The 14314-nt window shown below is 73.1% G+C and carries 13 protein-coding genes; 10 read left to right on the forward strand and 3 right to left on the reverse strand.

Translation table 11 applies throughout. From position 1 onward, the window contains the following. Positions 1-193 precede the first annotated feature (193 nt). Positions 194-1018 (reverse strand): NAD-dependent epimerase/dehydratase family protein, encoded by an 825-nt coding sequence (locus tag AC069T_RS22640; RefSeq protein WP_478784449.1) that lies wholly within the window; start codon positions 1016-1018, stop codon positions 194-196. Between the two features lie 287 nt (positions 1019-1305). Between AC069T_RS22640 and AC069T_RS22645 the strand changes: the two genes are divergently transcribed. Both AC069T_RS22645 and AC069T_RS22650 read left to right on the forward strand, forming a co-directional pair. Beyond that, complete coding sequence (locus AC069T_RS22645) at positions 1306-2247, forward strand: 5-dehydro-4-deoxyglucarate dehydratase (RefSeq protein ID WP_478784450.1); 942 nt, start codon at positions 1306-1308, stop codon at positions 2245-2247. A 26-nt stretch (positions 2248-2273) separates the two neighbouring features. Then, complete coding sequence (locus AC069T_RS22650) at positions 2274-3443, forward strand: hypothetical protein (RefSeq protein ID WP_478784551.1); 1170 nt, start codon at positions 2274-2276, stop codon at positions 3441-3443. Here AC069T_RS22650 and AC069T_RS22655 read toward each other — a convergent pair. Then, positions 3377-4615: an MFS transporter gene (locus AC069T_RS22655; protein ID WP_478784451.1), complete on the reverse strand. Its 1239-nt coding sequence runs from the start codon at positions 4613-4615 to the stop codon at positions 3377-3379. The two genes, AC069T_RS22650 and AC069T_RS22655, sit on opposite strands and share 67 nt — an antisense overlap. A gap of 28 nt (positions 4616-4643) precedes the next feature. Next, complete coding sequence (locus AC069T_RS22660) at positions 4644-5009, reverse strand: hypothetical protein (RefSeq protein WP_478784452.1); 366 nt, start codon at positions 5007-5009, stop codon at positions 4644-4646. 257 nt (positions 5010-5266) lie between these two features. Between AC069T_RS22660 and AC069T_RS22665 the strand changes: the two genes are divergently transcribed. The 8 genes from AC069T_RS22665 (at position 5267) to AC069T_RS22700 (ending at position 14303) form a co-directional block, all read left to right on the forward strand. Then, entirely contained in the window at positions 5267-5923 is a 657-nt protein-coding gene (locus AC069T_RS22665) for a GntR family transcriptional regulator (RefSeq protein ID WP_476754542.1), read from the forward strand. Next, positions 5920-6828: a dihydrodipicolinate synthase family protein gene (locus AC069T_RS22670; protein WP_358853850.1), complete on the forward strand. Its 909-nt coding sequence runs from the start codon at positions 5920-5922 to the stop codon at positions 6826-6828. Before AC069T_RS22665 ends, AC069T_RS22670 begins: the two co-directional genes overlap by 4 nt. Next, complete coding sequence (araD, locus tag AC069T_RS22675) at positions 6825-8546, forward strand: L-arabinonate dehydratase (protein ID WP_478784453.1); 1722 nt, start codon at positions 6825-6827, stop codon at positions 8544-8546. The genes AC069T_RS22670 and araD overlap by 4 nt, the downstream gene beginning before the upstream one ends. 116 nt (positions 8547-8662) lie before the next feature. Beyond that, a complete protein-coding gene (locus AC069T_RS22680) occupies positions 8663-9598 on the forward strand; it encodes a carbohydrate ABC transporter permease (protein ID WP_478784454.1) in 936 nt (311 codons plus the stop codon). Then, positions 9595-10497 carry a carbohydrate ABC transporter permease gene (locus tag AC069T_RS22685; RefSeq protein ID WP_478784455.1) on the forward strand — a complete coding sequence of 301 codons (903 nt, stop codon included), beginning with the start codon at positions 9595-9597 and terminating at the stop codon, positions 10495-10497. Before AC069T_RS22680 ends, AC069T_RS22685 begins: the two co-directional genes overlap by 4 nt. A 109-nt stretch (positions 10498-10606) precedes the next feature. After that, on the forward strand, positions 10607-11782 hold the full coding sequence (locus tag AC069T_RS22690; RefSeq protein WP_478784456.1) for a Gfo/Idh/MocA family protein: 1176 nt from the start codon (positions 10607-10609) through the stop codon (positions 11780-11782). Then, the gene (locus tag AC069T_RS22695) at positions 11779-12621 is read left to right on the forward strand and encodes a DUF6807 domain-containing protein (protein WP_478784457.1); all 843 of its coding nucleotides are present in this window, start codon (positions 11779-11781) and stop codon (positions 12619-12621) included. The genes AC069T_RS22690 and AC069T_RS22695 overlap by 4 nt, the downstream gene beginning before the upstream one ends. Further along, a complete protein-coding gene (locus AC069T_RS22700; protein WP_478784458.1) occupies positions 12618-14303 on the forward strand; it encodes a glycoside hydrolase family 43 protein in 1686 nt (561 codons plus the stop codon). The genes AC069T_RS22695 and AC069T_RS22700 overlap by 4 nt, the downstream gene beginning before the upstream one ends. The last annotated feature ends 11 nt before the right edge of the window (positions 14304-14314 follow it).

Consider the following 14314-nt stretch of genomic DNA (forward strand, 5'->3'; position numbering starts at 1 on the left):
GCGGGTTGACCGTGCCGGACCTGCGGCGGAGCCCGGCGGGGGGTGGATTCGGGCAGTCGCCGTGCCCGGACGGCGGGGGGGGGGGGGGGGGGGGGGGGGGGGGGGGGGTGGGGGTTGTGGCGTGGTGGGGGGGGGGGAGTTCGACTCCCCCTCCCCCCCCCCCCCCCCCCGCTGCTGCGCTCCTGTCACCCGGTCAGTGCGGCCAGATCGGCGGGTCGGTGACGAAGTGGCCGCCCAGGTACGCGTGGTCCGGGTTGTCCGGGTCGAGCTCGCCCTGCTCGGCGACGAGCTTGCCGGCGTACGGCTCGGAGTCGTCCTGCGGTTCGTAGCCGAGCGCCAGCGCGCTCGTGAGGTCCCACCACAGGCGGGTGTTGGCGGACGAGCCGTAGACGACGGTGTGCCCGACGTCCTTCGCGGTCAGGGCCGCGTGGAAGAGGCGGGCGCCGTCCGCGGGGCTCATCCACACGGAGAGCATGCGGACGCTGGTGGGCTCGGCGAAGCAGGAGCCGATCCGCACGGAGACCGTCTCCAGGCCGTGCTTGTCCCAGTAGAACTGGGCGAGGTCCTCGCCGAAGGACTTGGAGAGGCCGTAGAAGGTGTCGGGGCGGCGCGGGGTGTCGACGGGGATCAGCTCGCCGGGGGCGAACGGCGCCTCTCCCCGCGGTCGCGGGGTGAAGCCCACCGCGTGGTTGGAGGAGGCGAAGACGATGCGGCGGACCCCTTCTTCGAGGGCGGCCTCGTACAGGTTGTAGGTGCCCTCGATGTTCGCCTTGACGATCTTGTCGAAGGAGGCTTCCAGGGAGATGCCGGCGAGGTGGATGATCGCGTCGACGCCCCGTACCGCCTCGCGCAGGGCCACCCGGTCCGAGAGGTCCGCGGTGATCGCGCCCGGTTCGCCGTCCACGGGGAGCACATCGAGGAGCCGCAGCTCGTATCCGTACCGCGGCAGCAGTTCCCGCATGAGGGTGCCGAGTCCGCCGGCGGCGCCGGTGAGCAGAACGGTTCGCGGAGCGGGCATCCTCGGATCTCCTTGGGTCGGCAGCCGCAATCATACGTATGCGTGTATGACATTCACATTCATGGACACGCTAGGGATCGGCGGCGCCCCGCGTCAAGTGTCCCGCGGCGGCGGCCGATCCGCCGCTGGGTTGCGGGTTTGCGCGCTTGACCGGCCCCGAGGTCGCGGCTTAGCGTGGTCGCGTTCAGAAATATAGACGTGGATCAGAGACGTGCACTGTGTGGTGTGTGCGTGAGCGCCGGGGACGGCGCGGCGCGCCGGGCGCCGTGCCTGTTCAGGGAGAGCCCGTGACGCCAGCCCCGCTCGCCGCCCGACTGCGTGCCCCCAGCGGCCCGTTGTTCTTCCCCGTCACCGCGTACGGCCCCGACGGCTCCGTCGACCTCGACGTCTACCGCGAGCATGTCCGCCGCGGCGTCGAGGCCGGTGCCGCGGCGGTCTTCGCCTGCTGCGGCACGGGAGAATTCCACGCGCTCACCCCCGAGGAGTTCGAGGCGTGCGTGCGGGCGGCCGTCGAGGCGGCGCGGGGACGGGTGCCGGTCGTCGCCGGCGCCGGTTACGGGACCGCGCTCGCCGTCCGCTTCGCCCGGCTCGCCGAGGCGGCCGGCGCGGACGGACTGCTCGCCATGCCGCCGTACCTCGTCGTCGCCGGACAGGAGGGCCTGCTGCGGCACTACCGGGAACTCGCCGCCGCGACCGCTCTCGACGTCGTCGTCTACCAGCGCGACAACGCCGTGTTCACGCCCGGGACCGTCGTCGAACTGGCCCGCACCGAAGGGATCATCGGTTTCAAGGACGGGCTCGGCGACCTGGACCTGATGCAGCGCACCGTGAGCGCGGTGCGCTGCGAGGTGCCGGGGGACTTCCTGTACTTCAACGGGCTGCCCACCGCCGAACTCACCGGACTCGCCTACCGCGGCATCGGCATCACCCTGTACTCCTCCGCCGTGTTCTGCTTCGCCCCGGAGATCGCGCTCGCCTTCCACACGGCGCTGAACTCCGGCGACGACAGCACCGCCAACCGCCTGCTCGACGGGTTCTACCGGCCCTTCGTCGACCTGCGCGCCCTCGGCCGCGGGTACGCCGTCTCCCTCGTCAAGGCGGGGGTACGCCTGCGGGGGCTCGACGTGGGAGAGGTCCGGCCGCCGCTGCACGAGCCGCCCGAGGAGCACGTCAAACAGCTCGCCCAGCTGATCGACCGGGGCCACGCGCTGATCGAGGAGGGCCGGTGAACGGGCCGCACGGCCGGACGGGGCAGCTGCCGGCGTCCGCCTTCGTCTACCCCTGGGACGTCAACGGCGACCCCGGCGCCCCGGCCCGCGTCGCCCGGCTCGGCGTGCGCGCGGTGACACTCGCCTCCGCCTACCACTCCACCCGCGCCCTCACCCCCCGGCACCCCCGGCACCGGATCGTCACCGCCGCGCACGCCGCCGTGCTGTACCCGCCGGACGCCGCGCGGTGGAACGGGCGCCGGCTGCGGCCGTACCCGGCCGGGGACTGGGCGCCCGGGGACGCCTACGGGGAGGCCGCCGCCGCCCTCGCGGACGCCGGGCTCGACGTGCACACCTGGGTCGTGCTCGCCCACAACTCCCGGCTGGGCGAGGAGTTCCCGGACACCTCCGTGGTCAACGCCTACGGGGACCGCTATCCGTGGGCCCCCTGCATCGCGCAGACCGGCACGCGCGCGTACCTGGCCGACCTCGCCGTCGAGGCGGCGGTGCGGCCCGGAGCCGTCGGCACCGAGCTGGAGTCGCTCGGCTGGTACGGGCTCGCCCACCTCCACGCCCACGACAAGACGGCGGGGGTGGACCTCGGTGAGGCCGGGCAGTACCTGATGTCGCTGTGCTTCTGCCCCGCGTGCCGTGCCGGATACGCGGAGCTGGGACTGGACCCGGACGACACGGGGGCCGCGGTGCGGCGCGCCCTGGAGCCGGTCTGGCGGGGGGAGACGCCCGGCGGGGGCTGGGAGGCGGTGGAGAAGCTCCTCGGCGGCGAACTCGCCGCGGCCACACGTGCGTGGCGGGACTCCGTCGCACGCTCGCTCCAGTCTCGGACCGTCACCGCCGTCCGCGCCGCCGCCCCCGAGGGGTTCCGCATCCTGCTCCACGCGGATCCGGTGGCGTACCACTGCGGCGCGAACGCGGGAGTGGATCCCGGGCACATCCTGTCGGTCGCCGACGGCGTCGTCGTGCCCTGCTCCGGGGGTCCCGGGCTGCTGACCCCCTTCGCCGAGCAGCGCGTCGCCGGGAGCGTGCTCGCCGCCAACTTCACTGTGGTGCGCGGGATGGGCGGCAGCCCCGCGACGCTGGGCGCGGACCTGGCGCGGGCCGCGGCCCTCGGCGCCACCGAAGTACGCCTGTATCACGCGGGACTGGCGTCCGACGAGGACCTGTCGCTCGTGGAGGAGGCGCTCGCCCGGCGCGGCTGAGCCCGCAGCAGCGGCACGGGCGTCACCAGGAGAGCCACGCCGAGCACCGCCAGCACGATCCGGTGGGGGACCAGCTCGACCAGGCCCGCGCCCAGCGCCAGACCCATCGCGTTCGGCGCGAACAGCAGCGTGCCCGCCGTCGCCGAGACCCGGCCGAGCAGGGCGTCCGGTGTCTCGCGCTGGACCGCGGACAGCGCGGCGATCAGGACGCAGGGCAGACCGAGTCCCGCCAGCGCGCTGCTCACGAGGGCCACGGCATCGGAGGGAACCGCCCGCGCCGCCACGGCGACGGCGGTCAGGACGATGCCGCAGGCCGCGTAGCGCGGGGCGCCGAGGCGGCGCAGGAGGGGGCCCGAGGCCAGACCGGTGAGCACCGAACCGGCGCCCTGGACCGTGTAGAGCACGCCCGCGTACGCGGGTGCGTGGCCGAGGCCGGCCACCACCGCGTGGAGCAGCGCGCCGCAGACGCCCGTGAGGAGCATGGTCGTACCGCCCGCGACGACGAGCGGGCGCAGCGTGGCATGACCGCGGAGCGCGCGGACCCCCTCCGCCGTCCGCGTGCGCAGATCCGCCGGGGGCGGCGGCGGCTTCGCCTCACGGACGCGCAGGAGTGCGCACAGGCCCCCGGCGAGCACGAAGGTGAGCGCGTCCAGGAGGGCGACCCGCGTACCGCCGTACGCCGTGTACAGGCCCGCTCCGGCGAGCGGGGCGACCAGTTTCATGCCCTCGTTGGCCGCCATGCGCAGGCCGTTGAAGTCGCCGAGCAGATTCCGGTCGACCGCCGTCGCGACCAGGGCCGCCTCCGCCGCGTCCTGGACGACGCCCGTGGCGCCATGGACGAGGAGCACGGCGAGGAGCACCCAGACGGTGTCCGCGGAGTCGACGGCGCACAGGGGCAGGACCAGGGCGGCCATGCCCAGGTTCGTCCACACCAGCAACGGCCTGCGGCGGGCGCGGTCCGCGAGGGTGCCCAGGAGGGGGCCGGCCAGGGTGGGGGCCCAGAGGGCGAAGAGGCAGAGCGCGGCCAGGCCGTCGGAGCCGGTCAGGTCCTTGACCCAGATGCCCGACACCAGCCACATCGCCGACGAGCCGAACCCCGACACCACCACCGCGGCCAGGTACGGCCCCGCGTCGCGGTCCCGCAGGACACGCGTCACCGTCCATGTCGTCATGGACCGTCATCGTGCGCGTAAGGCCCCCTCACCGGGATCGGGCAACTGCCCTACCGGGCCGCGCCGGTGACGGCCGGCGCGCCCCGGCGGATCGGCCGTCCGCCAGATGGCGGACGGCGTCGGCGGCACGGCCGGCGAGGGCGAGGGTCCCGCGCGGGGCGAGGACGCGGCGCAGCCGCGGCAGCGGGCGGTTGCCCGCCGCGTCGAGGATGACGTCGTGGCGGGTACGGCCCCCGGTGACGTCCTCGCGGGTACGGTCGACGACCCCGGCGGCCACCGGGGAGCGGACGAGGTCCGCGCCGGCGGGGCCGCGGACACCGGTCACCCGCGCGCGGACCCCCTCGACGGGTCCGGCGCCGTCCCGGCCGCGGACGGGGCCCATCGTGCCGGTCATCGGAATCTCCCCGTCAGGCCCGTAGCGGCCGGCGCGCCTCTCCTCGCCCGCGCGATCGGCCTGAGCGGCCGTGACCCCGGCCGGCAGCCGTAGGAATCCGTCCCCGGCCGTTTTTCTCGGAACTTCTTTTGTCCGAAGCGTTGACGAAACACGGGCGCGCTTCTAGCTTCAACGCGTCGTACTTCGTACGTCATATATGAGACGCGATACACGAGATCAGATGTACGCGATCCGCATGTGAGATCCGAGAGGCGCGCATGACCTCTGTGCCCACACCGATCCCGTCCCGCACGCAGTACGTGCTGGAGGGCATCAAACACCGCATCCTGACCGGGCAGCTGACCCCGGGGCAGGCCCTGGTCGAGACCGAACTCGCCGCACAGTTCGGGGTGTCGAAGACCCCCGTGCGCGAGGCGCTCAAGACCCTCGCCGGCACCGGGCTCGTCGTGATGAACCAGTACAAGGGCGTCACGGTGCGCATGGTGGACGCGGACATGGCGCGCGAGGTGTACGACGTGCGGCTGCTGCTGGAGCCGGAGGCGCTGCGGCGGGCGGTGCGGCGCGGGGCCTCCCTGGACGCGGCCCGCGACGCCCTCGGCCGTTCCGACGAGGCCGCCGACACCGCCGAACGCTCCCTCGCCAACCGGGAGTTCCACCGCGCCCTGTACGTGTCCTGCGGCAACCCGCTGCTCGGCCGGATGCTGGACGAGGTCCGGGACCAGGCCGCCCTGGTCTCCGCGGTCGCCTGGGCCGCCGACCCGTCCTGGGAACGCGAGGCGACCGAGCACCGGGAGATCCTGCGGCTCGCCCTGGACGGTGACGCCGACGGCGCGGCCGGCGCCCTCCACGCGCACATCGCGTCGTTCGTGCAACGGGCCTTCCCGGAGGTCCAGGGAGAGGACGGTCAGGCATGACAGCGACGTACGAGACCCAGCGGGCGGCGCTCGCCGAGGTCGTGGCGATCCCCGTGACCCCGTACGCCGAGGACGGCACGATCGACCGCGACACCCACCGGGTGCTGCTGCGGCGGCTGCTCGACGGCGGCGTCCGCACCCTCACCCCGAACGGCAACACCGGCGAGTTCTACGCCCTCACCCCCGGGGAGCGGCAACTCGTCACGGAACTGACCGTCGAGGAGGCGGGGGACCGCGCCGTCGTCCTGGTGGGCGTCGGCCACGACGTGCCGACCGCCGTCGCCTCCGCACGCCACGCCCGTGAACTGGGCGCGCAGATGGTGATGGTCCACCAGCCGGTGCATCCGTACGTGTCCGACGGGGGGTGGGTCGACTACCACCGGGCCATCGCCGAGGCCGTGCCCGAACTGGGCGTCGTACCGTACCTGCGCAACCCGCTGCTCCCGGGCGCCCGGCTCGCCGAACTCGCCGACGCCTGCCCGAACGTCGTCGGTGTGAAGTACGCGGTCCCGGACGCGGCACGCTTCGCGGCCTTCGCCCGGGACGCCGGCCTCGAACGGTTCGTGTGGGTGGCCGGGCTCGCCGAGCCGTACGCGCCCTCGTACTTCTCCGCGGGCGCCACGGGATTCACCTCGGGGCTCGTGAACGTCGCCCCCGCCGTCTCGCTGAACATGATCGAAGCGCTCCGGTCGGGGGACTACCCGGCCGCGATGAAGGTCTGGGAGCAGATCCGCCGCTTCGAGGAGCTGCGGGCCGCCAACGGCTCCGCGAACAACGTGACCGTCGTCAAGGAGGCCCTCGCCTCGCTCGGCCTGTGCCGCCGCGACGTCCGGGCCCCCAGCAAGCCGCTCCCCGAGACCGAGCGGTCGGAAGTCGCCGCCATAGCCGCGGGGTGGTCCATATGAAGCGCCCGGAGGACCTCAGAAGCCACCAGTGGTACGGCACCGACGGGCTCCGTTCCTTCAGCCACCGCGCCCGCACCCGCCAGCTCGGCTACCTCCCCGAGGAGCACCTCGGCAAGCCGGTCATCGCGATCCTGAACACCTGGTCCGACATCAACCCCTGCCATGTGCACCTGCGCGACCGTGCGCAGGCGGTGAAGCGGGGCGTGTGGCAGGCCGGGGGCTTCCCGCTCGAATTCCCGGTCTCCACCCTGAGTGAGACCTTCCAGAAGCCCACCCCGATGCTCTACCGCAACCTGCTCGCGATGGAGACCGAGGAACTGCTCCGCTCCTACCCGGTGGACGGCGCGGTGCTGATGGGCGGCTGCGACAAGTCCACCCCCGCACTCCTGATGGGGGCGGCCTCCGTCGACCTGCCGGCCGTCTTCGTGCCCGCCGGGCCCATGCTGCCCGGCCACTGGCGCAACAAGGTGCTCGGCTCCGGCACCGACATGTGGAAGTACTGGGACGACAAGCGCGCCGGCCTCATCGGGGACTGCGAGCTGGCCGAACTGGAGAGCGGACTCGCCCGCTCGCCCGGTCACTGCATGACCATGGGCACGGCGTCCACGCTCACCGCCGCCGCCGAGGCGCTCGGCGTCACCGTGCCCGGCGCGTCCAGCATCCCCGCCGTCGACTCCGGACACGACCGCATGGCCGCGGCCTCCGGGCTCAGGATCGTCGAACTCGTCCACCAGGGCCGCACCTTGTCCGACATCCTCACCGCGGACGCCTTCACGGACGCCGTGACGACCGTCCTCGGCCTCGGCGGCTCGACCAACGCCGTGATCCATCTGATCGCCATGGCCGGACGCGCCGGCGTCACGCTCACCCTCGACGACTTCGACCGGATCGCCCGGACCGTACCGGTGCTCGCCAACGTCCGGCCCGGCGGCGGCCCGTACCTGATGGAGGACTTCCACTTCGCCGGGGGACTGCCCGGCTTCCTGTCCCGGATCACCGACCTGCTGCACCTGGACCGGCCGACGGTGGCGCACGACAGCATGCGCGAACAGCTCGCGACCGCCTCCGTGCACGACGACGACGTCATCCGCCCCCGGCACCGCCCGGTCGCGGCCGAGGGCGGAGTCGCCGTCCTGCGCGGCAACCTCTGCCCCGACGGCGCCGTCATCAAGCACATCGCCGCCGAGCCCCACCTGCTCAAGCACACCGGCCCCGCCGTCGTCTTCGACGACTACCGGACCATGCAGCGGACCATCAACGACCCCGCCCTCGGCATCACCGCCGACAGCGTGCTGGTGCTGCGCAACGCCGGCCCCAAGGGCGGCCCCGGCATGCCGGAGTACGGCATGCTGCCGATCCCCGACCACCTGCTGAAGCAGGGAGTCCGGGACATGGTGCGGATCTCCGACGCCCGCATGAGCGGCACGAGTTACGGCACCTGCGTCCTGCACGTGGCGCCCGAGTCGTACGTCGGCGGACCGCTCGCCCTGGTGCGCACCGGCGACAGCATCACCCTCGACGTCGGGGCCCGCTCGCTCCGGCTCGACGTGGACGACGCCGAACTGGAGCGACGGCGGGCCGCGTGGACGCCGCCGCCCGAGCGGTACGAGCGGGGCTACGGCGCCCTGTACAGCGAACAGATCACGCAGGCCGACACCGGCTGCGACTTCGCCTTCCTGGCCAGGCCGGGCAAGGTACCGGACCCGTACGCGGGCTGACCGCCACACGACCGCCCCGCACCGGGCGGCCGGGCTCCCGCACACCGTACGAGAAAGCGCTTCCTACGAGCAGTGCGTTCCGCGCCACCCGCACACCCCGAGATCGGAGAACAGTCATGGCCCAAGCCGCAGCCGTGGCGAAACAGCCCGCGCCACCCCGGCGGCGCCGTGGCTCGTCGACGCCGCGCAAACTGCCGTATCTGCTGATCGCCCCGGCGGGTCTGCTGATGCTGGGCTTCATCGCCTACCCGGTCATCAGCGTCTTCTACTACAGCCTGCAGCACTACAACCCCACCAAACCGTGGCGCAACGGCTACGCCGGCTTCGACAACTTCCTGCACGCCTTCACCGACGACCCGCAGTTCTGGGACACGCTCACCTTCAGCGCCAAGTGGGTCGTCGTCGAGGTCGGACTCCAGCTGCTGTTCGGACTCGCCCTCGCCCTGATCGTCAACCAGACCTTCGTGGGGCGGGCGATCGGCCGGGCCCTGGTGTTCTCGCCGTGGGCCGTCTCCGGAGTGCTGACCTCCGCGATCTGGGTGCTGCTCTACAACTCCCAGACGGGCATCACCCGCTACCTCGCCGACGTGGGCATCGGCGAGTACGGCACCAGCTGGCTGTCCGACACGGCCACCGTCTTCCCGGCCGCCGTGGTCGCCGACCTGTGGCGCGGCGTCCCCTTCTTCGCCATCCTCATCCTCGCCGACCTCCAGTCCGTCTCCAAGGACCTGTACGAGGCCGCCGAGGTCGACGGCGCGAGCCGCTTCCAGCAGTTCCTGCACATCACGCTGCCCCACATCAAGGACGCCATCGTCCTGTCCACGCTGCTGCGCGCGGTGTGGGAGTTCAACAACGTCGACCTCCTCTACACCCTGACCGGCGGCGGGCCCGCGGGCGAGACGACCACGCTCCCGCTCTACATCGCCAACACCAGCGTCGACGCCCACAACTTCGGCTACGCGTCGGCCCTGACCACGGTCGCGTTCGTGATTCTGCTGTTCTGCTCGATCGTCTATCTGCGGCTGAGCAAGTTCGGAGGCGGAGACAAGTGATCACCAAGGACGTCGAGACCCTCGCCCCGGCCGTACCCGCGCCGGTCGCCGAGGAGCCCGGCCCACGCCCGCGCGGCACCCGCCGCGCCTGGGACGAGGTCCCCCGCTGGCACATCTACCTCCCCCTCGGGCTCTACCTGCTCTTCACCCTGATCCCCTTCTACTGGATCCTGCTCTTCGCGCTGCGCCCCGCCGGCTCCACCTCGCTGGTGCCGTGGCCGATGACCTTCGAGCACTTCGACAAGGTGTGGACCGAGCGCAGCTTCGGGACCTACTTCCAGAACAGCGTCCTCATCGCCGTCACCACCCTCGTGATGACCACGGTCGTCGCGCTGGCCGGCGGCTACGCGCTCGCCCGCTTCGACTTCAAGGTCAAGCGCGCCTTCATGCTGGCGCTGCTCTGCTCGCAGTTCGTGCCCGGTGCCCTGCTGCTGGTGCCGCTCTTCCAGATCTTCGCCAAGCTGCAGATGATCAACTCGATCGCCAGCGTCGTCCTCGCCGAGACGGTGTTCCAGCTGCCGCTGTCGATGATCCTCATCAGCGGGTTCATCAGGAACGTGCCGTACTCGCTCGAGGAGGCCGCCTGGGTCGACGGCTGCAACCGTTTCAGCGCCTTCCGGATCGTCGTCCTGCCGCTGCTGCGGCCGGGCCTGATCGCCGTCGGTTCCTTCGCGTTCGTGCACGCCTGGAACCACTTCCTGTTCGCCCTGATGTTCCTCAGCAACCAGGACAAGCAGACCCTCCCCGTCGGCCTCAACACCCTGATGAGCTCGGACAGCGTCGACCTGGGGGCGCTCGCCGCGGGCGGCATCATCGCCGCCGTACCCGTGGTCATCGTGTTCGCGTTCATCCAGAAGTGGCTGATCACCGGCTTCAGCGCGGGGGCGGTGAAGGGATGAGGCGCGTACTGCACCTGACCGCGATCGGAACCCTGCTGGCGCTGCTCGGTACGCCCGCCGACGCCCAGGGCCGCGACGTGGAACGCGGCGCGGGCGCGGGGAGGATCCGATGACCACACGTGCGTACGCCCCGCCGCTGCCCGTCGTCCTCGCCGGAGCCCGCGGTCACGGCCGCTGGCACCTGCGGAACATCCGCCGGCTCCAGGACCTCGGCCTCGTGCGGCTGGCGGGCGTCTGCGAGCTGGCACCGCTCACCGAGGAGGAACTGGACGGCTTCACCGGCGAGGGACGACTCCCCGAGCAGTCCGCCGACTTCGGTGCCCTTCTCGACTCCACCGGTGCCGCGGTCGCCGTGATCTGCACCCCCATCCCCACCCACGCCGACCTGGCCCTGACGGCGGCGGAACGGGGTGTGCACCTGCTCCTGGAGAAGCCGCCCGCGCCGTCGTACGCCGAGTTCCGCCGGATGGCCGACGGGATCGCCGCGGCGGGCGTCGCCTGTCAGATCGGCTTCCAGTCCCTCGGCTCCCTCGCCGTCCCCGCCGTCCGCGAGCTGATCGCCGGGGGCGCCATCGGCCCGGTGGCCGGAATCGGGGCGGCCGGGGCGTGGGCGCGGGACGAGTCCTACTACCGGCGGGCCCCCTGGGCGGGCAGGCGCCGCATGAACGGCACCGACGTCGTCGACGGCGTGCTGACCAACCCCCTCGCGCACGCCGTCGCCACCGCGCTCGCGCTCGACGGCAGCACGCGCGCCGAGGACGTCGCCGGAATCGAGACCGAGCTGCTGCGGGCCAACGACATCGAGTCCGACGACACCTCGTGCGTCCGCGTGACGACGCGGGACGGCGGCCGGATCGCCGTCGCCGTCACGCTGTGCGCCGAGCACCCCGGCGAGCCGTACGTCGTGGTGCACGGCGGCCGCGGCCGGATCACCTTCTGGTACAAGCAGGACCGGGTGCTCGTACAGCGGTCCGGACGCGGCCCGGAGGAGATCCAGTACGGCAGGACGGACCTGCTGGAGAACCTCGTCGCGCATCTGACGGACGGCACCGGGCTGCTGGTCACGCCGGAGTCGACCGGCGCGTTCATGAAGGTCGTCGAGGCGGTCCGGCGGGCCCCGGACCCGGTCGCCCTGCCGAAGGACGCCTGGGAGACGGTCCCCGGGGAGAACCGCCGGGTGGTCCGCGGCATCGACGCCCTCGTGGCGGACGCCGCCGACTCCCTCGCCCTCTACTCCGAACTGGGCGCCCCCTGGGCGCTGTCGAACGAGGTGAGCAGCCGATGAACAACGACTCGCCGGTGCTGCGCGTCGCGGGCCGCCCGGTCGGCCGGTACATCACCCGGCCCGAGCTGCCGGCCCGGCTCTCGCCGCGCCCGTACCTGCACCCGGTCACCACGCTGGCGGGCACCGCCGTCACCGAGCTCGGCCCCGCCGACCACGCACACCACCTCGGCGTCGGTGTCGCCGTTCCCGACGTCGAGGGGTACAACTTCTGGGGCGGACGCACCTATGTGCGCGACCGGGGCCCCACCGAACTGGACAACCACGGCGCCCAGCGGCACGGCGGCTTCCAGCTGCGCGACCCCGACGGCTTCGTCGAGGAGCTGCGCTGGGTCGCCGCGGGCGCCGAGCTGCTGCACGAACGCCGTACGGTCGCCGCCACCGGGCTGAGCGACACCGCGTGGGCGCTGGACTTCACGTTCTCCCTCACCAACACGACCGGGCGGCCGCTGTCCATCGGCAGCCCCGCCACCAACGGTCGCCCCGGCGCGGCCTACGGCGGCTTCTTCTGGCGGGCCCGCAAGGAGGCACGGGCGCCGCACGTGTTCACCGCCGGCGCGGAGGGGGAGGAGGCGGTCCACGGCTCCCGCGCCGACTGGCTCGCCCTCGTCGGCAGTTCCTGGACCCTCGTCTTCGCCGGGGCCACCCGGGAGACCCGCCGTGACCCGTGGTTCGTGCGTGCCGTCGAGTACCCGGGCGTCGGTTCCTCCCTGGCCCACGACGACCGGCTGCCCCTCGGGGCCGGCGAGACGGCCGTCCGGCGGATCGTCACCGTGGTCGCCGACGGGCGGCTGGACCGGGACGGGGCCGCGGCCCTGGTGCACAAGGCGGTGGGCACGTGAACAGCGCCTTCAGCGCGGACCTCGGTGACGGGACCTACCGCAACCCCGTCCTCGACGCCGACTGGTCCGACCCGGACGTGATCCGTGTCGGCGACGACTTCTACCTGACCGCGTCCAGCTTCGGCCGCGTCCCGGGCCTGCCCCTGCTGCACTCCCGCGACCTCGTCAACTGGACGCTCGTCGGCCACGCCCTCGAACGCCTCGAACCCGAGGCGGAGTTCGCCGGGCCCCGGCACGACCGCGGGGTCTGGGCGCCCTCCCTGCGCCATCACGACGAGCGGTTCTGGATTTTCTGGGGCGACCCCGACCACGGCGTCTTCCAGGTCAACGCCCCGGGCATCCGCGGGCCCTGGACCCGCCCGCACCTGGTCAAGGAGGGCAAGGGGCTCATCGACGCCTGCCCGCTGTGGGACGAGGAGAGTGGCGAGGCCTACCTGGTCCACGCCTGGGCCAAGTCGCGCTCCGGCGTCAAGAACCGGCTCACCGGCCACCGGATGCGGCCCGACGGCACCGGACTGCTCGACGAGGGCAAGGTGATCGTCGACGCCGACCGGATCCCCGGCTGGTTCACCCTCGAAGGGCCCAAGCTGTACCGGCACGACGGCTGGTTCTGGATCTTCGCGCCCGCCGGGGGAGTGGAGACCGGCTGGCAGGGCGTCTTCCGCTCCCGCGGCTTCTTCGGCCCCTACGAGGAGCGGATCGTGCTGGAGCAGGGGGACACGGAGGTCAACGGTCCGCATCAGGGGGGCTGGGTGCGCACCGCGTCCGGCGAGGACTGGTTCGTGCACTTCCAGGCGCGCGGCCCCTACGGGCGGGTCGTCCACCTCCAGCCGATGCGCTGGGAGACCGCTGCCGGCCCCGACGGCACGGGAACCGGCGGGAGCCCGGGCGTGGGGTCCGGTGGGACGCCGGGCACGGGGTTCGGTGGGGCGCCGGGCACGGGGTCCGGCGGGAGCCCCGGCCTGAGGTCCGGCGGGGGGCCGGGCACGGGGTCCGGGGCCGGGTGGCCGGTGCTCGGTGACGGCGGCGCTCCCGTCGCCGTGCACCGCAAGCCGGACCTGCCGCGGCAGCCGCCGTCCGCGCCGGCCACCGACGACGACTTCCCCGGCGGGCGGTTCGGGCGCCAGTGGCAGTGGACCGCCAACCCGCGGCAGGGCTGGGCCACCCAGCACTCCGCGGACGGGCTGCGGCTGACCTGCGTACGGACGGCGGACGCCCACGACCTGCGCAAGCTGCCGAACGTGCTCACGCAGCGGCTGCCCGGGATCGCCGCCACGGCCGAGGTCGAACTCGCGCTGACGGGCGAGGAGGCAGGGGCGCGGGCCGGGCTCGCCGTCCTCGGGGACGCGTTCAGCTGGATCGGGCTCCAGCGGGGCGCCGACGGATCGGTCCACCTCGTGCACCGGTTCGCCGAGTCGGTCGCCGAGCGGGAGCGGGACGCCGCGCATCCGCGGCTCGCCCCCGGGGGGCGAGCGCGGCTGCTGATCGAGATCGGGCCGGGAGCGCGCTGCCGCTTCTCCTACGACGTCGGAGACGGCCCCCAGCCCTCGGGCCAGGTCTTCGCCGCCACCTCCTGGCGCTGGGTCGGCGCCCTGCTCGGGCTGTTCGCGCTCGCGCCCGCCGGCGCGGGCCACGCCGGCACGGCCACGTTCACGCGCTTCCGCATCACCGCGACCCCCTGAGGGTCGACTCC

This window comes from Streptomyces sp. NPDC043867, from assembly GCF_056435845.1.